Source organism: Collinsella tanakaei (genome assembly GCF_021531055.1).
Lineage (GTDB): Bacteria > Actinomycetota > Coriobacteriia > Coriobacteriales > Coriobacteriaceae > Collinsella > Collinsella tanakaei_B.
On sequence record NZ_JADYTL010000003.1, the window covers coordinates 84,896 to 107,554 of the forward strand.

15 protein-coding genes are annotated in these 22,659 nt (G+C 64.5%); 2 read left to right on the top strand and 13 right to left on the bottom strand.

Translation table 11 applies throughout. The features are described from left to right. Window positions 1–48: 48 nt before the first annotated feature. The 4 genes from ispD to I6E04_RS04065 all read right to left on the bottom strand — a co-directional run bounded on the left by ispD (window position 49) and on the right by I6E04_RS04065 (window position 5,988). The gene (gene ispD, locus I6E04_RS04050; RefSeq protein WP_235421884.1) at window positions 49–750 is read right to left on the bottom strand and encodes a 2-C-methyl-D-erythritol 4-phosphate cytidylyltransferase; all 702 of its coding nucleotides are present in this window, start codon (window positions 748–750) and stop codon (window positions 49–51) included. A 1-nt stretch (window position 751) separates the two neighbouring features. Beyond that, window positions 752–1,789 (bottom strand): DNA integrity scanning diadenylate cyclase DisA, encoded by a 1,038-nt coding sequence (gene disA / locus I6E04_RS04055; protein WP_419179987.1) that lies wholly within the window; start codon window positions 1,787–1,789, stop codon window positions 752–754. A gap of 381 nt (window positions 1,790–2,170) precedes the next feature. Next, on the bottom strand, window positions 2,171–4,798 hold the full coding sequence (locus I6E04_RS04060; protein WP_235421886.1) for an ATP-dependent Clp protease ATP-binding subunit: 2,628 nt from the start codon (window positions 4,796–4,798) through the stop codon (window positions 2,171–2,173). A 269-nt stretch (window positions 4,799–5,067) separates the two neighbouring features. Continuing rightward, complete coding sequence (locus I6E04_RS04065; RefSeq protein ID WP_235421887.1) at window positions 5,068–5,988, bottom strand: ribokinase; 921 nt, start codon at window positions 5,986–5,988, stop codon at window positions 5,068–5,070. Between the two features lie 257 nt (window positions 5,989–6,245). Here I6E04_RS04065 and I6E04_RS04070 point away from each other — a divergent pair, with 257 nt between their 5' ends. Together I6E04_RS04070 and I6E04_RS04075 are read left to right on the top strand one after the other, a co-directional pair. Continuing rightward, window positions 6,246–10,715, top strand: coding sequence for an acyl-CoA dehydratase activase (locus I6E04_RS04070; RefSeq protein WP_235421888.1), 4,470 nt, complete (start codon window positions 6,246–6,248; stop codon window positions 10,713–10,715). A 201-nt stretch (window positions 10,716–10,916) separates the two neighbouring features. Continuing rightward, complete coding sequence (locus I6E04_RS04075; protein WP_235421889.1) at window positions 10,917–11,231, top strand: hypothetical protein; 315 nt, start codon at window positions 10,917–10,919, stop codon at window positions 11,229–11,231. Window positions 11,232–11,696: 465 nt separating this feature from the next. Here I6E04_RS04075 and I6E04_RS04080 read toward each other — a convergent pair whose 3' ends face one another. The 9 genes from I6E04_RS04080 to I6E04_RS04120 form a co-directional block, all read right to left on the bottom strand. Further along, entirely contained in the window at window positions 11,697–12,959 is a 1,263-nt protein-coding gene (locus I6E04_RS04080) for an MFS transporter (RefSeq protein ID WP_235421890.1), read from the bottom strand. Between the two features lie 201 nt (window positions 12,960–13,160). Further along, window positions 13,161–14,528: a citrate:proton symporter gene (locus I6E04_RS04085; protein WP_235421891.1), complete on the bottom strand. Its 1,368-nt coding sequence runs from the start codon at window positions 14,526–14,528 to the stop codon at window positions 13,161–13,163. A 220-nt stretch (window positions 14,529–14,748) separates the two neighbouring features. Then, window positions 14,749–15,369 (bottom strand): L(+)-tartrate dehydratase subunit beta, encoded by a 621-nt coding sequence (gene ttdB / locus I6E04_RS04090; RefSeq protein WP_235421892.1) that lies wholly within the window; start codon window positions 15,367–15,369, stop codon window positions 14,749–14,751. Further along, window positions 15,366–16,265, bottom strand: a complete 900-nt coding sequence (gene ttdA, locus I6E04_RS04095) for a L(+)-tartrate dehydratase subunit alpha (RefSeq protein WP_235421893.1) — start codon at window positions 16,263–16,265, stop codon at window positions 15,366–15,368. The genes ttdB and ttdA overlap by 4 nt, the downstream gene beginning before the upstream one ends. A gap of 425 nt (window positions 16,266–16,690) precedes the next feature. Then, complete coding sequence (locus I6E04_RS04100) at window positions 16,691–17,770, bottom strand: helix-turn-helix transcriptional regulator (RefSeq protein WP_235421894.1); 1,080 nt, start codon at window positions 17,768–17,770, stop codon at window positions 16,691–16,693. Window positions 17,771–17,987: 217 nt separating this feature from the next. Beyond that, window positions 17,988–19,970 (bottom strand): lysine--tRNA ligase, encoded by a 1,983-nt coding sequence (lysS, locus tag I6E04_RS04105; RefSeq protein ID WP_235421895.1) that lies wholly within the window; start codon window positions 19,968–19,970, stop codon window positions 17,988–17,990. Window positions 19,971–20,051: 81 nt separating this feature from the next. Next, a complete protein-coding gene (gene greA / locus I6E04_RS04110; protein ID WP_235421896.1) occupies window positions 20,052–20,525 on the bottom strand; it encodes a transcription elongation factor GreA in 474 nt (157 codons plus the stop codon). A gap of 124 nt (window positions 20,526–20,649) precedes the next feature. Next, entirely contained in the window at window positions 20,650–20,910 is a 261-nt protein-coding gene (gene tatA / locus I6E04_RS04115) for a twin-arginine translocase TatA/TatE family subunit (RefSeq protein WP_235421897.1), read from the bottom strand. 254 nt (window positions 20,911–21,164) lie between these two features. After that, on the bottom strand, window positions 21,165–22,625 hold the full coding sequence (locus I6E04_RS04120) for a YfcC family protein (protein WP_235421898.1): 1,461 nt from the start codon (window positions 22,623–22,625) through the stop codon (window positions 21,165–21,167). Window positions 22,626–22,659 lie beyond the last annotated feature (34 nt).

Here is a 22,659-nt window from a genome sequence, read left to right on the forward strand (position 1 = left end):
CGCACACGGTGCCCAATGCCCGCAGCGGGCGGAAAACGTGCGGAAACCCTATCCGCGCGCCCGCAGCATGGCCTCGATGGGCACCAGATCCTCCGGCAACGTCACCTTGAGGTTGTCGCGCGGGCTCTCCACCACGCGGACGCGCCCGCCGGCACGCTCCACGAGCGAGGCGTCGTCGGTCCCCACGAATCCCGTCGCGTCGACCACGTCGTACGCGCGGCGCAGCGCCTCCACCGAAAAGACCTGCGGGGTCTGCACCGTCCAAAACCGCGCGCGATCGGGCGTGTCTGTGATCGCACCGTCCTCCACGACCTTGAGCGTGTCGACCGCGGGCTGGCCGCAGACGACCCCGTCGAGCGATTCGTCGTCGCGCAACGCAGCGATCGCCGCCTCGATGGTCTCGACCGCGATCAGCGGGCGCGCGCCGTCGTGCACCGCCACGTAGCGCATCGACGCCGGCGTCGCGCAGAGCCCGGCGCGCGTGGAATCCTGACGCGTGGCACCTGCAGGCGCAAAGGTGATAGGCGTTGCGAACCCGAACGGCGCGATCGCGCGGCTGCGTACCTCATCGGTCTGTGCGGCAGGACACACCACGACGATATGGCCCACCGAAGGCGCACGGTCGAACGCCTCGATACACCAGGACATGAGCGGTCGGCCGGCGACCTCCATGAGTTGCTTGCCACCGGGATTACCGAAGCGCGACCCGCTGCCACCGGAGACGATAACGGCGCAAACGTCGGCGGCCACCTTAGGCTCCTTCGCGCTTGCCCTGCATCCGTGCGAGCGAATCCGCCAGGATCGCAGGGTTGTTGACGCCGAAATCGCCCAAGCGCGCCGGGTCCTTTTGGATGTCGCCCATGAGCTCCTGCAGCGAGCCGTACTCGTCCACGATCTTCTCGGCCACGCCGTCGCGGACGACCGACACGCGCGACAGCGTGCGCAAGCCGAGCGGCGTCATGATGGAGTCCTCGTCCAGGTCGTCGAAGCCCAGAGCGCAGGCAACACGCGACGGGTTGGACAGCTCCTCGGGCGTCATCTCGCTGAAACGCTTACGGATGCGCTGGGCGTTGTCCTCGGAGGAGTCGCTCGCGTAGTCGCGGATCATCAGGTCGTATTCGGTGTCCATGCTCGTACCGGCGAGCTGCTCCATCTGCATCTGGACGAGCTTGCCCTGGTTACCAAGCTTGACGATGCAGCGCTTGAGCTCGGTTTTGGCCTGCTGCATGATCTCGAAACTCGAAAAGATATCGGTGATGTCGGCGAGCGTGACGTAATCGTCGAGCTCGAGCGCGGTCAGGCGCACGAGCGAACGGTCGAGCGTGCTGCGCGTGGTCTGCAACGTGGCGATGAGCTGGTTCACCGAACCCATGATGGTCGACACGGGCTGCAGCTCATAGGCCTTGCCCTTGACGTACACGTTCACCACCGAGCGGCGCGACGACACCGAGATCATGATGGCGTCGGTGAGCACGCTCATGCGAGCTGCGGTGCGATGGCGCATGCCGGTCTCGTTGGTCGCGAGCGACGAATCGGGGTTCAGGTGGAAGTTCGCGCGGAGAATATGCGACATATCCTCGTCGATCACCACGGCGCCGTCCATCTTGGACAGCTCGAACAGACGGTTGGACGTGAACGAGATGTTGAGCGGGAAGCCGTCGTTGCCGGCCGCGAGCACGTTGTCGGTATCGCCGACGCATATCAAGGCGCCCAGATGGCCCGCGATGATCATATCGAGGGCGGTTCTGATCGGCTGGCCGGGAGCGGTCAACCTGATCGCCTTGTCCATACGCTTTTGAATCTCTTCCTTATCCAATGTGCTACTCCGTCTGCTCCGTTTTCCCAGTCATGGATGTATTGTCTCATGCCGAACACGCACATATTCACACGATTTGAAACTCAAAGAAAAACTGACGTGGGGCTGACAACATATTGAAATGCGGCGGTAACGGGACGGTCATCCGGCGTCGAACGCCTCTTTGCACCGCGTTCAGAGGCCCTGCCGCGACAAGATGGTGCCAGGTACAAACTTGTCACAGTGACAAGTTTGTACCTGGCACCATCTTGTCGCGGCAGGACATGCATCAACCTACACAAAACCGCAGCAAAACAACGGGCCGGATGCATACGTGCATCCGGCCCGTCGAAAGCGGGACTGTAATCCTCGGGACTAGTGCGCGCCCGACGCGGTTTGTGCCACGCCGCCCGAACCGCCACCGGCAAGCGCGGGCGCTCCGCCGGCGTTGCGCGGCGCAGGCTCGAACGAAGCACCGAGCGTGCCCTTGGCGCGCGGCGCGGGGATCTCGCCCGTGCCGTGGCTGAACACGAAATGCCCGTCGGCGATGTCGGCGAGCACCGTGTCGCCCTCGTGCCACTCGCCTGCCAGCAGCTCCTCTGACAGCGGGTCCTCGATGAGGCGCTGGATGGCGCGGCGCAGCGGACGGGCACCGTTGGTGAGGTCGGTTCCCTCGGCCACGATCTTGTCGATCGCGGCGTCGGTGAGCTCGATGTTCATGCCGTTGGCGATCAGACGCTGGCGCAGGTCGTCCACGAGCAGCTCGGCGATCTTGGTGAGCGACTCACCCGTGAGCTTGCTGAACACCACGATGTCGTCCACGCGGTTCAGGAACTCGGGGCGGAACAGGCGCTTGAGCTCGCCCATCGCACGCGTCCGGATCTCGTCGGTCGAAAGCCCCGCCTCGCCGGTGGTGCCGAAGCCCACGCTGGCGTCCTGCGCGATCTCGCGCGCGCCGACGTTGGACGTCATGATGACCACGGTATTGCGGAAATCGACCGTCTTGCCCTGACCGTCGGTCAGACGGCCCTCATCGAGCACCTGCAGCAGGATGTTGAAGATATCCGGATGCGCCTTCTCGATCTCATCGAACAGCACGACCGAATACGGATGGCGGCGCACGGCCTTGGTGAGCTGGCCGCCCTCCTCGTGGCCGACGTAGCCCGGAGGCGAACCGATCAGCTTGGAGACCTCGTACTCGCTGGAGAACTCGGACATGTCGAAGCTGATCAGAGCGTCCTTGCTGCCGAACAGGTACTCCGCGAGCGTCTTGGCGAGCTCGGTCTTACCCGTGCCGGTGGGGCCGAGGAAGATGAACGAGCCGCCGGGGCGACGCGGGTCCTTGAGCGGCGAGCGCGAGCGGCGGATGGCCTTGGCAACGGCACGCACGGCCTCGTCCTGGCCGATGATGCGGGTCTTGAGCACGTCCTCGCAGGCGAGCAGGCGGCGCGACTCGTCCTCGGTGAGCGAGGAAACCGGCACGCCGGACGCCACGGACACGATGTCGGCGATCTGCGGCACGTCGATGGTGAGCGGGCTCGCCTCCATGTCGGCGTTCCACGCGGCGCGCGCCTCGGACAGCTCGATCTCGGCGGCGTGCTGCTGCTCTTTGAGCTCGGCGGCGCGGTTCATGTCGTCGGCCTCGGTCGCCTCCTCGACGGACGCTTTGAGCTCGGCCACGCGGTTCTCGGCCGTGCGCACCGGCTCCGGCGCGCGGTTGGCGGCGATGCGGGCGCGAGCGCCGGCCTCGTCGATGAGGTCGATGGCCTTGTCGGGTAGGAACCGATCCTGGATGTAGCGGGACGACAGGTTGACCGCCGCCTCGACCGCCGCGGGCGTGTAGCGCACGTGGTGATGCTCCTCGTAGCGCGGCAACAGGGCGTTCAGGATCTTGATGGTGTCCTCGGGGCTCGGCTCGTCGATGTCGATCGACTGGAAGCGACGCTCGAACGCCGGGTCCTTCTGCAGGTGCTTGCGGAACTCCTCGGCGGTCGTCGCGCCGATGATCTGGAAGGCGCCGCGGGCGAGCACCGGCTTGAGCATGGAGCTCGCGTCGATGGAACCCTCGGCGGAACCCGCGCCGATCAGCGTGTGCATCTCGTCGATGAACAGGATGATGTCGTCTGCCTCGGTCGCCTCGGCGATGACGTTCTTGAGGCGCTCCTCGAACTCACCGCGATACTTGGCACCGGCCACGAGACCGGGCAGGTCGAGCGACCAGATGTTCATGTTGAGCAGGTTCTCGGGTACGTCGTTGGCGGCGATCTTCTGCGCCAAGCCCTCGACGATGGCCGTCTTGCCCACACCCGGGTCACCCAGGATGAGCGGGTTGTTCTTGGTGCGGCGGGACAGGATCTCCATCATGCGGGAGATCTCGTGCTCACGGCCGATGACCGGGTCGAGTTTGCCCTCGCGCGCCTCGGCGGTCAGGTTGGTGCCGAACTGCTCGAGCGTGCTCGCCGACGAATCCTGCCCGCGGGCGGACTCGCCCGAGAAGAACGGCAGACCCGCACCGGGACGACCCGAGGCCGAGCCGGCCATGGGGCGCTTGCTGCCCTGGTCCTTGGCGGTGAGCTTGTCCACCGCGCCGCGGACCGAGGCGGCCGACACGCCCAGGCGCTGGAGGATGTCCATGGCCATGCCGTCGCCCTCGTCCACGATGCCCTGCAGCAGGTGCTCGGTGGACACGTAGGTCTGGTTGTTCTCGCGCGCGAGCCGGAAGCTCCGCTCCATGACCGAGATGACCCGCGGGGTGAACGCGAGCTTGGCGGACTCGGCCGGCTCCTCCTGCGGAACCGTGGTGCGGATCTCCTCGAGCTGCGACTGGATGTCGTCGTAGGTGATCTCGAGCGAGCGCAGCGCCTCGGCGGCGATGCCCTCCTGCTCCTTGGCGAGCGCGAGCAGCAGATGCTCGGTGCCCACCTTGGAGGAATGCTGCGCGAGCGCCTCCTCCTTGGCGAGGGACATGACGCGGCGCGCGCGGTCGGTGAATCGATCTAGCATGCGCATACCTCTTACGTGCTATAGATGTGGTGCGTCGTTTCGCACAACCTCTACCCTAAAGAGAATTATCTTAACCGAACGCGCCGCATTCACGCACGAAACACACGTATCACCGCGATCGGGGCGGCGCCAGCCCCGCCGAGACCGACAAGTTGGCGACAAGTTGGTGCCACGACAAGTTGGTGCCAGGTACAAACTTGTCGGTCTCGCCGCCTTGTCGCCTGACAAGTTGGTGCCAGGTACAAACTTGTCGCCTTGCCGCCCGTCGCCTAGCGGCGCACGACCATGAGCGCGGCGACCTCGTCGGCGGCGGGGACGGCCTGCTGGGCGCCGAGACGGGCGGTGGCGAGCGCCGAGGAGCAGGTCGCCCACTCCACGGTCTCGTCGAGGGACAGCCCTCGTGCGCGGCCCATGGCGAGTGCGCCGATGTAGGTGTCGCCAGCGCCCGTGGTGTCGATGACGCGCACCGCCGGAGGCCTCGAGTCGATCGTCCGGCCCTCGCACAACACACGCGAGCCCTGGGCTCCGAGCGTAAGCGCCACCATCCCGACGCCCCAGTCCGCCAGCAGCTCCAGCGCGTGCTCGATTGCCAGCTCATCGCCGGGGAACACCCCCGTCACGATCTCGCACTCCGTCTCGTTCAGGCAGATCGCGTCGACGGATGCCCAGACCTCGCGGGGGATCGGGACGGCCGGAGCCGGGTTGAGGATGGTGTACAGCCCGCGGGCATGCGCCGCGGCGAGCGCCTCCCACGTGGCGGCAAGGTCGCATTCGAGCTGCGTCACGAACACGTCGCCGGCAGCCGCGACCTCGTCGAGCACGACCGTGACGTCGTGCCCCGTGAGCACGTGGTTCGCGCCCGGATCGAGCACGATGCAGTTGTCGCCGCCCACGCGCGTGATGGAGGCCACGCCGGTCGAGACTCCGTCGATATGACGGATGCGCCCGCAGGCGACCCCCGCTCCCTCCAACGACGCCACGAGGGCATCGCCGAACACGTCGACGCCCACCGCACCGATCATGACCGTGTCCGCCCCGAGACGCGCCGCGGCGACGGCCTGGTTCGCGCCCTTGCCGCCGGGGTTGAGCAGAAAGCCGCTTCCCGTGACGGTCTCGCCCATGCGCGGCTGCCGCGGACACTCGATCGTCAGGTCCATGTTGAGGCTGCCGAAAACGATTACCTTGCCCATCGTGCACCTGCCTTCATGCCCGCGCCCGCCACGCGTTACGTCGGATCATCGGTAGCATACCCTCCCACCGACAAGTTTGAACCTGGCACCATCTTGTCGCTGCCGACAAGTTTGTACCTGGCACCATCTTGTCACCATCTTGTCGGCGGGAAATTTGTAATGTACCTAAATGTTTTTGAAAACTACTTCTATTTCCAGCGCGATTGGGTATCGTGTACAGGTCATTCAACCGTTCGTGGAAAATAGGTCCCCGCGTCATGCCCGATTCGCTCAACACCCCCTCGTCGTCCGTCCCCAATCCGACCGCCTCCCTGCTCGTCGGCCTCGACGTCGGATCGACGACGGTCAAGACGGTCGTGATCGACCCCGCGGACGGTTCCGTACTCCATACGAGCTATGAGCGACACCATGCGCATCAGGCTGCCTGCGCCGCAGCGGCGCTGCGTGCGGTGGGGCGCGAGTTCGACGGCAGACGCTTCCGCATCGCCGTGACCGGCTCGGGCGCCGCGCCCATCGCCGAGACATGCCATGCCCCCTTCGTGCAGGAGGTCGTCGCCGGCGCCAAGGCGGTACAGACCCTGTACCCGCAGGCGCGCACCGTCATCGAGCTGGGCGGCCAGGACGCCAAGATGATCTTTCTCACCGAAGACCCCTACCGCGGCGCGTCGCGCGTCGACGACATGCGCATGAACGGCACGTGCGCGGGCGGAACCGGCGCGTTCATCGACGAGATCGCCTCGGTGCTGGGCGTGGGAACCGAGGACTTCGAAGCGCTCGCCGCCCGGGGCACCACGGTCCACGAGATCTCTGGACGCTGCGGCGTCTTTGCCAAGACGGATATCCAGCCGCTGCTGAACCAAGGCGCCTCCAAGGAGGACATCGCCCTGTCGACCTTCCATGCCCTGGTCAAGCAGACGATCGGCGGCTTGGCGCAGGGCCTCGACATCAACCCGCCCGTGGTGTTCCAAGGCGGTCCGCTCACGTTCAACCACACGCTCGTCCGCGTGTTCGCCGAGCGCCTGGGGCTCGATCCCGACCAGATCATCATCCCGGAGCATCCCGAGACCATCGTCGCGCGCGGCGCTGCCCTGTGGCTTGCCGGTTACACGTCCGAGGAGGGCACGGGCGAGCACGATCTCGAAGCCGTCGCCCGCGAACTCGACGCCATGGCCGCCGCCCCTCGGCAGCAGCACGCCTCCGCCCCCGCTTTCTTCGCCTCCGACGAGGAGCGCCGCACCTTCGAGGCCGCGCACGCGCTCAAGCCGATCGAGCCGCCTGCCCTGCACCGCGGCGACACGCTGCCGGTGTACCTGGGCATCGACGCCGGCAGCACCACGACCAAGCTCGTGCTGCTCGATACGGACGGTATGCCCATCGACTCGTTCTACTCCTCCAACCAAGGCGAGCCCATCGACGTCGCCCGCGATGCCCTAGTCGAACTATGCGACCGCTATGCCGCGCAGGGCGTAACCCTGCAGGTGCGCGCGCTCGGCACCACCGGGTACGGCGAGCAGCTGTTCGCCCGCGCCTTCGGCGCCGATTACCACACCGTCGAGACGGTCGCCCACGCCCGTGCCGCCCTCGCCTTCTGCCCCAACGCCACATTCATCCTTGATATCGGCGGCCAGGATATGAAGGCCATGTGGGTCGACGACGGCGTCATCACCGATGTGATCGTCAACGAGGCCTGCTCATCGGGATGCGGCTCGTTTTTGGAGAACTTCGCGCGCTCGCTCGGCATAAAAGTCAAGGATATCGCAGCAACCGCCTTCTCGTCGAAAAGCCCCGCCGTACTCGGCAGCCGCTGCACGGTCTTCATGACGAGCAGTGTGATCTCGGAACAGCGCGACGGCAAGACGCCCGCCGACATCATGGCGGGGCTCTGCCGCTCCATCATCGAGAACGTCTTCACCAAGGTCGTGCGCGTGCCCAACATGGACGCGCTGGGCGAGCACATCGTGGTGCAGGGCGGCACGTTCGCCAACGACGCTGTGCTGCGCGCCTTTGAGCAGCACGTTGGCCGCAGGGTGACGCGTAGCCCCTACCCTGGCCTCATGGGTGCGATCGGAGCGGCGTTGCTCGCCAAAGAACAGCTGGAACGGCATGGCGACGCCGGCGCGCGGGAAGGCGGGGGCAATCCGACGAACGCGAGCGACGATTTCGCGGCGACCGCCTCCTCCTTCATCGGCTTCGATGCCGCACGACAGCTCAGCTTCTCGCGCGAAGGCAACGTGACCTGCCCGTTTTGCACCAACCATTGCGCGCGCACGATCGTGAGCTTCTCCACCGGCGAGCGCTTCGTCACGGGCAACCGCTGCTCGCGCGGCGAGGTCATCGGCGACCCGCACGACGACGAGGTCCGCCGGCGCGCCAAACAGGCAGCTGCCGAGGCGAACCGCGTTCCCAACCTGTTCGAGGAGCGCACCCGCCTGCTGTTCGCCAAGCCCGACCACGCGCAGGTCCTACCGGACCGGGGCATCCGCATCGGCATCCCCCGCGTGCTCGCCATCTGGGATTCCGCGCCGTTTTGGACGGCGCTGCTCGAGTCGCTCGGCTTTACCGTCGTGCTGTCGGGCATGAGCTCGCACCGCATGTACGAGCAAGGACTGTCGGCCGTATGCTCCGACACCATCTGCTTTCCGGCCAAACTCGTCCACGGGCACCTGCGCGACCTTGCCGGCAAGCGCGTCGACCGCATCTTCATGCCGATCATCACCACCGTCGCGCCGGAGGGCACGGCCGAGACCGCCGAGTCCATGTGCGCGGTGGTCAAGGGCTACCCCATGGTGATCCGCTCGTCGGACAACCCGACCAAGCGCTTCGGCATCCCCTTCGATTCGCCGCTGTTCCACTGGTACACCGTCGAGGACCGCGAGCGTCAGCTCGTGCAGTACCTCGCCTCCACGTTCGACATCCCCGCCGACGCGACCCGCGCCGCGCTCGTCGAGGCCGATCGAGCCCGGCAGGCGTTCACCGACGCGCTCGAGCGCCGCGGCGCCGACGTGCTCGAGCAGGTCCAGGCGAGCGGCGGCACGGCCGTCGTACTCGCGGCGCGCCCCTACCAGACCGACCCGCTCGTCAACCACAACCTACCGGGCATGTTCGTGGAGCAAGGTGTTCCGGTGCTCACCGCCGACGCCGTCCCGGGCATGCGCGAGGTCGACCTCACACGCAGCCGCCTGGATATCGCCAACAACTACCACGCGCGTATCCTGTCGTGCGCGCTTATCGCCGCGCGCACCGAGGGACTCGAGTTCGCGCAAATCGCGAGCTTCGGCTGCGGGCACGACGCCTATCTGGCAGACGAGGCCGCCCGCCTCATGCACGAAGTCTCGGCCAAACGGCCCCTGTTACTCAAGGTCGACGAGAGCGCGGCCGAGGGCGCCCTGCGCATCCGCGTCCGCTCGTTTTTGGAGACGACACGCATCCGCCGCGAGCGCGGCGAGGACGCAGGTGACGCTGAGGGCATCCGGGAGCTCGGTGACCCTTACCCCGTCAAATTCACCCGCGACGAGCGCGACACCTACACGGTGCTCGTGCCCAACACCTCGCACGCCTTCTCGCGCCTCATGGCCGCCGCCTTCACCAAACAGGGCGTCAACGCCGTCTCGCTGCCGGTCGGCCGCGAGAACGCCATCCGCCTGGGCAAGCGCTACGTGCACAACGACATCTGTTTCCCCGCGCAGATCGTGATCGGCGAGGTGCTCGACGCGCTCATCAACGGCGATTACGACCTCGAGCACACCGCGGTCATGATGGCCAAGTACGTGGGCGACTGCCGTCTGACGCACTACTCCGCCCTGCTGCGCAAGGCGCTCGACGACGCCGGCTTTGCGCACGTGCCCATCATCACAAACGATCTCACCGACGACCACAACCTGCATCCCGGCTTCAAGATGAGCTTGCTCACCGCCATGCGCATCGCCTACGGCCTGCCGATGATCGATGCGCTCGAGGAGCTGCTGCGCAAGATGCGTCCCTACGAGCTGGAGATGGGCGCTTCCGACCGCGCGTTCGAGATCGCACTCGACCACGTGATCAGCGGCTTCAAGCACCGTGGCGTGCGCGGCGGCATCGCCGGGTTCAAGCGCGGCATCCAGGTGATGGCCGACGTGAAGATCGATCGCAGCGTGCGCCGCCCTCGTGTGCTGATCGTAGGCGAGTACCTGCTCAACTTCCACCCCGGAGCCAACCGCGATATCGAGCTGTACCTCGAGCGCAACGGATTCGAGGTCATCGAGGCGCGCATGACCGATGTCATCCGCAAGACGTACTTCTACAAGCACGCGCAGGTGCGCGAGTTCGGCATCCACAAGCCGCTTGCGCAAAAGACCGAGTGGGCGGTGTCCGACGACGTGTTCGAGTTCGCACAGAGCGCGACCGACCGGATCGCCCGCCGCCATCCGCTCTACGAGCCGCCCGAGCGTATGGGCGAACTCGTGCGAGCGAGCGACGATATCGTGCACCACACGTTCGACGCCGGCGAGGGCGTGTTGATCCCCGCCGAGATCCTGCATCATGCGAAGAACGGCTGCCGCGCGTTCATCATCCTGCAACCGTTCGGATGCCTGCCCAACCACATCGTCGGACGTGGCATCGTGAAAAGCCTGAAGGAGCGCTACCCCGACGTGACGATCCTGCCGCTCGACTACGATCCCGACACGAGCCAGGCAAACATCGAGAACCGCCTGCAGATGCTCATCATGGAGGCCCGCGAGCAGGGATAGCCTGCGTAAAAACACCCCAGGGGTTATTTTGCATGGAGCCATGTCGACATGGCTCCATGCAAAATAACCCCTGGGGTGTTTTTAATTTCATATGTCATGGTAGGGTGCTCATCGAATCGTTAATGGACTGGTTAACGTGGGTACAAGCCGGTATAGTCTCAGACGGGCTCTAGCCCGTATACCGACCCTGAAAGGATCATCATGGACATCAAGGCTATCACGGACCAGGTTATGGAGCACCTCGGCAACAGCCCCGAGACCATCAAGGACATTCTCTCCGATCCCGCCGGCGCCATCGAGGGCATCACGGGCCATCAGCTCGAGGGCGCCGATCTTTCCGGCGTCGTCGACCACGTCAAGGACGCCGTCATGGGTGGCGGCATCGAGCTACCCGAGGGGCTCGACCTCGGCAACCTTAATCTTGGCAGCATCGCCGAGAACCTGGGCGGCATCCTCGGCGACTCCCCGCTCTCCGGCATCGCCGAGGGTCTGGGTGGCCTGTTCGGCAAGAAGTAGGATTGTCGCTTTTCGGCGATATATCGATGCGTATTGTTTCTAGCGCACCGGACGCACAGCTTCACTGCGTCCGGTGCGCTTTTTATACAACTGTTTTACAAAGTGAGTGTTTTATTCCGTGACTGCCGAGTATACGGCGCGGCGTGCATCGCAAAAGCCCTGCTCAGCGAATTGCTATCGCAACGGCATACAAAGGGTTTTCAAAATAAAACACTCACATCGCAAAACCCGCATGTTCCGTTCCCGTGTTCGGCGAGACGGAAGGGTGACGGAACACTCGATGGTTCTCACGTGCCCCGAGGGGCCGGACGCGCCCTGACGCTCGCTTGTGCAGTTTCGGAACGTTTTATTTGCTAAAACGCTCCGCAGATGCACAGTGGGCGACGGCGGTCCGAATGTCCCAAACTTCTCCTGGCCCTTTTTGGACACCGGTGTCCCACTTTTCTCCTGGCCCCTTTTGGGACATCAGCCCTTGAGGCGGATGCTTGCGAAGAATTGCAGCAGCAACCCCAGCGCCGCCACGGCCCACAGCGCGAGGTAGCCGCCCGCCGTCAACACGGCACCGCCGAGGGCGGACCCCACGCCGCCACCCGCGAAGACGCCGAAACCGATCAGGCCGGTGCAAAGCCCCACCTGCAACGGGTCGGCGTCCATCGACAGCGTCACCAGCGAGGGCTGCACCGATATGTAGCCGAACCCTAAACACGCCGCGGCCACGAGGGCAGGGACCCACGAGCCCGTGGCCGTCGAAACCATGAGCGCACAGACCGCCAGCACACCCGACAGCTCGCCGATTCGAATGACCCCGACGATCCCTCGACGCGCCCCGAGCTTGCCCGACACGGATCCCCCGAGCAGGCAGCACACGCCGTAGAACATCATGACGAGCCCCGCCTGGGTCGAGCTCAGGCCGCATACCTGGTTCAAAAACGTGCCCATGAGCCCGTAGACGCCCAAAAACAACAGGCCCGTCGAGCAGGCGAGCAGATACACCGTCCGGCGCGTCCCCAAAAAGATGCGCACCGCCGACCGGAGGAACACCGCGATCGGGTTACCCGCACGAGAGGCATCCGACGCGGCGGCCGGGCGCGCGGGCTCGGAATGCGAGACACTGGATGCAGCGTCCGCACGCGTGGAACCGTCATCTGCCGCGGCACGGTGCGACGGCTCGCGCAAACCCAACAGCCCTACCCACGCCAAGGCGGCCAGCACGCCGAACGTCGCGAACGCGGCACGCCAGCCCACGACGTCGGTCAGAATACCGCCGAGTCCCGCCGAGAGTCCCTGGCCGGTAAAGGTGATCCCCATGAGGATGCCCACCGCTCCCCCACGCTGCTCGAGTGCCACCACGTCGCTCACGAACGCCTGCGACACCGCGATGATGCCCGCCGCAAAGCAGCCGGTCACAATGCGCGCGATGACCAGCAACGGCAAACTCGGCACGACGGCGCACAGAAACGTCCCGGCGCACAGCCCCGCCACGATGATGCGCAGTAGGCGCAACCGCCCGATGCGGTCCGCGATGGAGCCGCATACCGGCTGCAAGGTGCCGTAGGGCAGCATGTACGCCGTCAGGATGATCGTCGCCGCCACGGGCGCCACCGAGAGCGTCTGGGCGATGGCGGGCAGCGCCGGCGACACGAACCAGTTGTCTGCCGCTGACACGAGCCCGCAAAACCCCAGCGTCGCCACGACGCGCAACTGCACCGATGTCAATCCGGCAGCCATGTGCTGTGAAACACCATCCGTTCCATGTTCCATATCCACGCTCCCCCTAGCGGCGGTGGGAAAAGGTGCCTGTCCCCATTTTCCCACGTGGGGAAATGGGGACAGGCACCTTTTTCCCACCGCCGCAAAAGAAGCGGGCCGCCCGGTTTCCCAAGCGACCCGCTTCTTGCGTAAGAAAAGAGAGGATGACGTTGTTCGGCCCTAGTACGGCAGGGAACCGACGGCGCCGTAGACCACAAGGTATACAGCGAGCAGAATCAGGCCGTAATACTTGCCGTACTCCTTCATGAACTCGGCGAAGTTGAGCTTGCACTCGCCGCACAGCATGTACAGGGCGGGAATAACCGGGCTTACCAGACGGAACGCCTGGCCCACCATCGAGGCGACGGCGGCCTGTGTGGCAGTGATGCCGAACTGCGCCATGACATCCTTCATGACCGACGCAATTCCGAAATAGAACGCATCCTGCGGCAGGAAGCAGATGGCAGGCGTGGCGATGATGGCATAGATGGGCGCCATGTGGCTCGAAAGCTGCGTCGGAATGATACCGGCGATGAAATTCGCCAGTGCCGTCGCCATGCCGGAACCCGTCAGCACGCCGGAGAACACGCCTGCACCGAGCGTGATCACCGCAGTCGGCAGCACATCGGCGGCGAGGTCCTCGAGACGCTGCGAGCTTTCATCGACGTTCGGGTAGTTCACCACGAGCGCGATGGCCGAGGCGAGCATGAAGATAATCGAGCCGTGGATCTCACCCTGGATGAGCAATACGACCGCGACAAGCGTCAGCACGAGATTGAACACGAACAGCTTCGGGCGCTTGAGCTCGACATCCTTGTCGCGCACGGCGGCGATCATGCGATCGAGCTGCTCGGGCGAGACGGATTTGGCGTCATCAGGCGACCAACCAAGACGCTTGCGCTCCTTACGACCGATGAAGTACGTGATGGCGATGACGGTGACCTGCGCGGCGATAAGACCGGGGAGCAGCGTGGCGAACAGCTCGTTGACCTCGATACCCTGCGCGGTGGCCGCCGCGATGGTCGGGCCGCCCCACGGAAGCTGGTTCCAGATGCCGATGGGCGCCACGATGATGATCGCCAGGTAGATCAACTTGAGACCCAACTGCTTGTACAGGTTGATGAACGCCGACACGCAGATGATGATCGTCGTCGTGGTATCGCCGTTGAACGCGACGACCGACGAGACCATGACGGTGGACATGAGCACCTTGAGCGGGTCGCCCTTGGCCATCTTGATAAAGAACGCGGCGACGGGATCGAACAGGCCGACGCCGAGCATAAGGTCGAAGTAGAGGATCGAGAACAGGATGGTCAAACCGGGCGAGATGACGCCCATCGACGCGCTCTGCGTCTCATAGTCAACCGTGTAGAATATGCCCTCTTTGATCCACGTGAACAGATCGGAGAAACTCGCACCGGTGACGAACATCGCGATGACGCCGAAGACGAGCGGGACCAAGGTGAGCGCGTTGAAAACCGAGAGCTTCTTCATGGACAGCAACACGATGAAGCACACGATCATGGCGAGAGCCAAAACGGTCAGCAAGGGGAAAGCACCTCCTATAACAGCGAGCTATCGAATTGTCGAAACACATGGGATCCGCTCCGATCCGGAGCGTCATGCCTCGGAAATGAGGAGTGGGCGCGGCGAGATGATGATCGACGCAATGGCTCGCCGCGCCCGGCAAAGGAAAGAAGCGCTGCTCGTCTGCACACGGGTATCTCAGCGCTGAAGGGAAGGCGATTTCGTCTCCGAAGGCGAGGCGCTACTTGATGAAGTGCACCTTGTCGTACAGCTCGTCGAGCACGTCCTCCTTGCGCTCGTTGTACGTGACCTTATTCTGCTCGAACAGGTTGTTGCCCTCGGCGTCGATGGAGACGATCAGCGGACCGAGCTCGTTCACACGGCAGGTCCACAGGGTTTCGGGCATACCGAGTTCACGCCAATTGGCATCCTCGATCTCCTCGACCTCGGTGGCGGCGAGCACCGCGCAACCGGCAGGGAACACGCAGTGGATAGCGGGACCGATCTTGCAGCCCGCCTCAGTGTTCGGACCCATGCCGCCCTTGCCGACGATGACCTTGACGCCGGTCTGCTCGATGAACTCCTTCTCGAACTTCTCCATGCGCATGGAGGTGGTGGGTCCGAGCGAGATCATCTCGTGCGTCTCGGTGCCATCCTCGTTTTTCGTGCTGCGCACGATGGGGCCGGCGTGGAAGATGGCACCCCCCTCAAGGTCGATGGGCAGCTCGCGACCGAGCTCGATGAGGCGACGATGCGCGACATCGCGACAGGTGGTGATGTGGCCGGTCAGATAGACGACATCGCCGACGTGGATGTCCTTCAGATCTTCAGCGGAAACCGGCGTGTGGAGTACCTTTTTCACAGTTCAACCCCCTTGTGGGTAAGAAGCTCGTAGTTGAGGTCGGAATCGATCACGATGGTGCCGCGGCGATGCGACCAACAGCCCACGTTGACCGCGCAGGACAGCACCGACGGATGACGCGCGGAGTTCTCGATATGCACGTCCATGACCGAAGCGGAACCGCCCAGACCCTGCGGACCGAGCCCGACCTTGTCGATGGCGTCGATGAGCTCCTCCTCGAGCTGCGCGGCCAGCGGATTGCCGTTGCGGCTGCCCACCGGGCGCATGAGCGCGAGCTTGGACATGTAGGCCGCAGAATCGATCGAGGTGCCGATACCGATGCCGACCATGAGCGGCGGGCAGGCGTTCAGGCCGTAGGACGTCATGAGGTCGAGCACGAACTTCACGACCGCCTCGTAACCCTCGCCCGGCATGAAGGTCTTGCCGGAACCGGGCAGCGAGCAACCGCCGCCCGCCATGTACACGTGGATCTTGACCTTGTCATCGCCCGGGACGATATCCCAGTACAGCCACGGGGACTTGGTGCCGACGTTGGTGTAGGTGTTCTTCTCATCGAAGGTCTCGACGGTGTTGTGGCGCAGCGGGGCCTTCTGCGTGGCGCGGAACACCGCCTCCTTGAGCACGTCGGCAAGTTCGTCGATGTAGGGGAACTTGCTGCCCACGCTCACGAACATCTGGATGAGGCCCGTGTCCTGGCACGACGGACGGTTGAGCTCCCACGCCTTTTCCTGGTTGGCGGCCATGGTCTTGTAGATCATCTGCGCCATGGGGACCGTCTCCGCGTCGGCAAGCTCCTTGAGCTTCGCCGTGACGTCGTCGGGCAGACGCTTGCCCACCAGACTGGTGAAGTCGGCGACGATGTTCGTCAACCGCTCCAAGCTCTCGTTGTTCTCCACCTGCTCTACCTCCCTTATCTGGATGGGATTTGATTGCCCGCATGCCGTGACCTGCAGGTTATCTGCTGTCGTCGGGTTTTTTCGGGCTTCGACGATTTGAAGATTACGGCGTGGGGAAGCGAGGTTCCTTCCAATTTTGCAGGCGCTCTCCCGTCACGGCGATGCGCCGGGCGAACGGTGCGACACCACGACGCAGCACCCTGGATATAAAGGGCGCCTTTCGACGCAAAGCATCATCTAGCTGCGATTATTTGGTATTATTGTCGATGAGGACGGGAGATTCGACATGCACGGGAGCTAAAGATGTGCCGCATGTCGATTCATTGGAAAACAGAATTCCCCGTACGTCAGGCGACACGCGGCGAACGGTCGACAAGCGCCGGTAAGCGGAGATGCACGATGCGGGCTAGAATGTCGGCGACCGTTCAGTGCGTTGTAAGCTCGGCGGCAATCGCCGTCGCCTGCTCGAGCGAGGAGCGCATCTCCTCGAGCGAACGCCGCAAATCGTCCAACGCCTTGTCATCGAAGGGAGTCGTTTTCCGCGTAACGGCCGCGGCGTCCCCATCCGATCGCCCGGCGATGTATCCCGCCAGCTTCATGCCGACGTATTCATCATCGGCGGAGACGAATACCTGTTTAAAGACCGTATCGGTCGCTCGATTGTCAGCGGACAGCAACCCGCGGTATTCCGTAGGCGACTTCCCGAAGGTCTTTTTAAACGCGGCATTGAACGCCTTGAGGTCGGCGAATCCATACTCGGCGGCGATATCGCTCACACGCGCATCGCTCGAGCTCAACGCCGCAGTCGCCGCCGCCAGGCGCACGCGCGTGAGGTAATCCGAGAAATTGATGCCGAGTTTGTCCTTGAACAATTGGGAGATGTAGCTCGTGTTGTAGCCGGTTTTGCGTGCAAGATCGGCCAAGGTGACGCGACGACGATAGTTCCTCTCGATATAAGCGACCAACTTGTTGACCACGTCGTTGCCACCATGGTCGATCCGGAACGTATCGGCGTCTTCGCGCCCGGACCCCTCTGGGACGATCGCCGACATCAGGCGATAGAACGATGCGTCGTAGTGAAGACGCGATGCGGGGTCGCTCCGAGCGCTCAGCACCATCAGCTGCGCCAGGCAGCGGCGGATGGTCGCCAAACGCGGGTCGGATCGCCGCGCGGGATCGGACACGAGCCGCAGCGACACCATCTCATCGGTACCGAAATACCCACGGAAGAACGCAGGGTCGATATGGAGGACCATGGCGGTGTTGTCCTGCCTCAAGCCGAGCGTCGCATGGCCCTCATTGGGGTTGATGAGAATCATATCGTCCTCGTCGAGCACGTAACGCGCACCGCTCGCGCACAGCTCGACCGAACCCTTCACGACCACCAGCAGCTCGAAATCGGTGTGCCAGTTGTAGTGGTACGAACCGATTCGATATACGTAGTGCTCGAGCCTGAGATTCGCACTCGCGTTCTCGTAGCGATAATGAAGCTGTCCGTCCTGCATATCTGCGGCACCTCCCCACCCCTGCATGGTAGCGCAGCGAAAGGGAACATGGGGACAGCGGGAAAATAGGGACAAGAAAATAGGGACAGACACTCTTTTCCCATCGACAGGACAAACAGGCCGCCCGGTTCCCGTGGGAAAATGGGGACAGTCCCCATTTTCCCACGGGAGACCGGGCGGCCTGCGTTAGCGTGCGGTATATCGCAGTCGCAGCCTCTTAGTACAGCTTGGCGCCCGCCGGGATGGCGTCGTCGAGCATGAGGAGGTTCAGACGCTCCTCGTCGCCCTCCTGATGGATGGCGCTGATCAGCATGCCGCAGCTCTCGATGCCCATGAATTTGCGCGGCGGCAGGTTGGTGATGGCCACGCAGGTGCGGCCGACCAGATCCTCGGGCTCGTAGTAGTCGTGGATACCCGACACGATGGTGCGGTCGGTGCCCGAACCGTCGTCGAGCGTGAACTGCAGGAGCTTCTTGCTCTTGGGCGGCAGCACGCAATCCTTGACCTTGACCACGCGGAAGTCCGAACGGCTGAACGTCTCGAAGTCCACGGAGTCGGCGAACAACGGCTCGACGGCGATCTTGGAGAAGTCGATCGTCGGCTTGCGGTTGGGCGCGACGTTGGATGCGGCGGCGCCGGCGGCCTTAGCATCCTTGGCGCGTGCGGCGGCGGCACCGTTGGCGCTGCCGCGCTCGGGCTTCATGTGCGGGAACAGCAGCACGTCGCGGATGGACGCCGAATCGGTGAGCAGCATGACCACGCGGTCGATGCCGATGCCGATGCCGCCGGCCGGCGGCATGCCGTACTCGAGCGCGCGCACGTAGTCCTCGTCGTACTCCATGGCCTCGTCGTCGCCGCCGGCCTTCTCCTCCATCTGGCGGGCGAAGCGCTCGGCCTGGTCGACGGGATCGTTGAGCTCGGAGAAGGCGTTGGCGTACTCATGGCCGGCGATCACGAGCTCGAAACGGTGCGTGAGACGCGGATCGTCCTCGAAGCGCTTGGCGAGCGGGCTCACCTCGACCGGATAGTCGCACACGAACGTGGGGTTCACGATGGAGTCCTCGCCGCGCTCGTCGTAGATCTCGGCGATGAGCTTGCCGGGGCCCCATTCGGGCTTGACCTCGATGCCGCACTCCTCGGCGGCGGCGCGCAGCTCGTCGATCGGCGTGTCGAGGTTGAGTTCGCGGCCCATGACCTCCGAGACGATCTCGGTCATGGGGCGGCTCGGCCAGGTGCCGGACAGGTCGATCACGGTGCCCTGGTACTCGATCTGCTCCGAATCGTTCACCGCGGCGTTGGCGGCCTTGATGACGCCCTCGGCGAGCTCCTTCATGCCCTCGAGGTCGGAGTAGGCGCGATACGCCTCCATGGTGGTGAACTCGGGGTTGTGCGTCTGGTCCATGCCCTCGTTGCGGAAGATGCGACCCAGCTCGAACACGCGCTCGTAGCCGCCCACGAGCAGACGCTTGAGGTGCAGCTCGGTGGCGATGCGCAGGTAGTTTTCCTGGTTGAGCGCGTTGAAGTGCGTGATGAACGGCTTGGCCGTGGCGCCGCCCTGGATGGTCTGCAGGATGGGCGTCTCGACCTCCATGTAGCCGTTGTCCTCCATGTAGCGGCGGAAGGCGCTCACGATGCGGGAACGTTTGGCGAAGGTCTCGCGCACGTCGGCGTTGACGATCAGGTCGACGTAGCGCTGGCGGTAGCGGGTCTCCTTGTCGGACAGGCCGTGGAACTTCTCGGGCAGCGGGCGGACCGCCTTGGACAGCAGGGTGAGCTTCTTCGGGGCGACGGACAGCTGGCCGCGCTTGGTGCGCACGACGACGCCCTCAGCGCCCACGATGTCGCCCAGATCGAGCTCGCCGAGCAGCTCCCAGGCGTCGGCGGGCATATCGTTGATGCGGCAGAACAGCTGGATGTCGCCGGTCGGGTCGCGCAGGACCACGAACATGATCTTGCCCTGACCGCGCTTGGCGACCACGCGGCCGCCGATCTTCACGACGTCGTCGGTGTCCTCGCCCGCGGGCAGCTCCGCATAGGCCGCCTCGATGTCGGCGACGTGGTGCTCCACGTCGGAGTGCTCGGGATAGGGGTTCTTGCCCGCCTCGAGCATCGCGGCGCGGTCGGCGAGGCGACGGGCGCGCTCGTCGTTGAGCGTCGAGGCGGACGCGGCGTCCGTCTGGGCGTTCTGGTTGGCTTCCATGGCTTCTCCTCTACGAAAAACGCTCCCCGAGGCCCAAGGTCCCAGGGAGCGAGCGAACTGCGTGGCGCGGGACCTTATGGCCTAGCGCGTGATCTTGGTGATGGTGTAGACGCGGGACTTGCCGGACGGCGTGATGACCTCGACGGTCTCGCCCTCGCCGTGACCGATGATGGCACGGCCGACCGGGGACTCGTTGGAGATCTTGTGCTCGAGCGAGTTGGTCTCGGTGGTACCCACCAGGGTGACGTCGGTGGCCACACCGTCGCCGTCGACCAGCGACACCGTGCAGCCGATGGAGACGGTCAGGCCGTGGGCACCCGCCTCGACCTCGCGCGCGTTGGCGAGGATGGCCTGGATCTCGGCGATGCGGGAGGCGTTCTTGGCCTGCTCCTCCTTGGCGGCATCGTACTCGGCGTTCTCGGAAAGGTCGCCGAAGGCGCGGGCCTCCTTGATGTGCTCGACGATCTCACGGGTCTTCTCGCCCTCGCGCCACTCGAGCTCCTCGACGAGCTTCTGGCGGCCCTCAGCTGTCAGTACGATCTCGCTTGCATCCATGCGTGCTTCTCCTTGCAACGTTTCCGTCATCGGCGCCGCGCGGCGCCGGGTACTCCAAAACACAAAATGACCGGCTCGCCCCACCGGGGAAGCCGGTCATCGCTCACCCCGTATCGAGGCGGGACTAGTCCTCGTCGATCGGGCCCTCGTCCTTCTTGGCCTTGGCCTCCTTGGCCTCGGCGAGCTTGGCCTCGAGCTCGCGGATCTCCTTGTCCTCCTCGGACTCGGGCTCCTCCTCGGACTCGACGTCGTCGGTGGACATGCCCTCGCGGATGTTCTTCACCGTCTTACCCAACGAAGCACCGAGCTTCGGAAGGTTCTTGGGGCCGAAGATCAGCAGCGCGACGATGAGGATGACAACCCACTCGAAACCCTTAGGGAACATACTTTTCCTCCCATGTTACATGGCAAACTCGACGGGAAGCACCGGCCGCGGGCGGCCCGCGGGGCGCATTCCAGCTCGAACGAGTATACAACGCCGATTCGGTACGGACAACATCGCCATATTATACACGCGAGTTTCGCGGGTCGGCATCGCGAACATGGGGCGAAACGGACGGGTCCCATGCCCGATCCGCTCCGCCCCGTCCCGTTCGGCTGCATAACGTGACCGAACGGAATCGCTGTCTCAGACGGCCGCTACAGGAACAGCATCAGCACCGTCAGCACCGCGGCGGTCACGACGGTGAGCGCCACGAAGAACTTGAGCGTGAGCTTGAGGAAGCTCGTGTAGCTCGTATGCGCGAGCTCCAGACCGGACACGATGACGCCGTTGGTCGGCGTGATCATGGCCACCACGCCGTGCGCCGCCACGTAGATCATGATCATGATCTCGGGCGAGAAATGCAGGCTGTCGGCCAGCGGGCCCATGATAGGCATGGAGACCGTCGCCATGCCGGAGCTCGACGGGATGAGGAACGACAGCACGAAGTACAACGCGTAGCTCGCCGGGGCGAAGACCACGGCGGACACGCCGGCCAGCGCGCTCGCGGCGGCGTTGAGCACGAACACGTCCAAGCCGGTCTCGGACATGAGCACCGAGATGGCGCGCGCCACGGCGATCACGAGCGCCGTCGAGATCATGGTCGAGGCGCCGTCGATGAAGGTGTTGACGATCTCCTTCTCGGACAAGCCGCCCACGATGCCGATCACGATGGAGATCACGAAGAACCAGATACCGCATTCGGTGAAGTACCACTGGCCGAGCGGCAAGCCGGTGAGCACGGCGCTCCACGCGGTGCTCGGGTCGTCGGCGGTCCCGCCGATGGCGAACACGCCGATCCCGAAGCTCTCCCACGGGATGAACGACACGATCATGACCACGAAGGACAGGGCGAACAGCACGAGCACGAACTTCTGCTTGGCGGTGAGCGTGGCGCCCGCGAGGTCGGAGGCGTGCTCGGAGCCCTCCGCATACGCCGCATCCATGCGCGCGAGCTCCTCGGAGGTCATCGCGGAGGCGGCGCGGTCGGCCTTGACCTTTTTGGCATAGCGCATGACGAACACGATGCCCATGGCCTCGGCGATCACGAACAGCAAAAAGCCGACGCCGATGTTGATGCCCTGGTTGACCTCGATGCCCATGTCGGTGAGCGCGGCCGACGCGATGGCGACCGAGAACGGGTTCACCGTGGAGCCGAGCGTGCCCAGGCCGGCACCCATGAGGATGACGAGCGCACCGACCATCGAGTCGAAGCCCATGGCGTAGGTCACCGACGCGAGCAGGATGTAGAAGGGAATGGTCTCCTCCATCATGCCGTACGTGGACCCGCAGATGCCGAACGCCAGCATGAGCACCGGGATGAGCAGCGTGTCGCGATCGCCCAGCTTGCGCACGAGCGTGGCGATACCCGCGTCGAGCGCACCGGTCTTGTTGACCATAGCCAAAAAGCCACCGAGCACGATCACGAACAGGCACACGTCGATCGCGTTCTTGAAGCCCGCGAACGGCGCCTGCATGACCTGCGCGAGCGTGGCGCCCGTCACGTCGGGCGTGAACGCCGCGACGACCCACGTGCACAGCGCCACGAACACAAGGCAGCCGAACAGGATGGTAAACGACGTGGGCATGCCCCGTTTCTTCTTCGCTTTCTCCGCCATAAGGTTCCTCCCTCTTTAAAGGGGACGTGCCACG

Bases quoted from the DNA above. Each gene is read 5' to 3' on its own strand.
- disA (WP_419179987.1), bottom strand. From the start codon at position 1,789: ATGGACAAGGCGATCAGGTTGACCGCTCCCGGCCAGCCGATCAGAACC.
- I6E04_RS04060 (WP_235421886.1), bottom strand. From the start codon at position 4,798: ATGCTAGATCGATTCACCGACCGCGCGCGCCGCGTCATGTCCCTCGCC.
- I6E04_RS04065 (WP_235421887.1), bottom strand. From the start codon at position 5,988: ATGGGCAAGGTAATCGTTTTCGGCAGCCTCAACATGGACCTGACGATC.
- I6E04_RS04070 (WP_235421888.1), top strand. From the start codon at position 6,246: ATGCCCGATTCGCTCAACACCCCCTCGTCGTCCGTCCCCAATCCGACC.
- I6E04_RS04075 (WP_235421889.1), top strand. From the start codon at position 10,917: ATGGACATCAAGGCTATCACGGACCAGGTTATGGAGCACCTCGGCAAC.
- I6E04_RS04080 (WP_235421890.1), bottom strand. From the start codon at position 12,959: ATGGCTGCCGGATTGACATCGGTGCAGTTGCGCGTCGTGGCGACGCTG.
- I6E04_RS04100 (WP_235421894.1), bottom strand. From the start codon at position 17,770: ATGCAGGACGGACAGCTTCATTATCGCTACGAGAACGCGAGTGCGAAT.
- lysS (WP_235421895.1), bottom strand. From the start codon at position 19,970: ATGGAAGCCAACCAGAACGCCCAGACGGACGCCGCGTCCGCCTCGACG.
- greA (WP_235421896.1), bottom strand. From the start codon at position 20,525: ATGGATGCAAGCGAGATCGTACTGACAGCTGAGGGCCGCCAGAAGCTC.
- tatA (WP_235421897.1), bottom strand. From the start codon at position 20,910: ATGTTCCCTAAGGGTTTCGAGTGGGTTGTCATCCTCATCGTCGCGCTG.
- I6E04_RS04120 (WP_235421898.1), bottom strand. From the start codon at position 22,625: ATGGCGGAGAAAGCGAAGAAGAAACGGGGCATGCCCACGTCGTTTACC.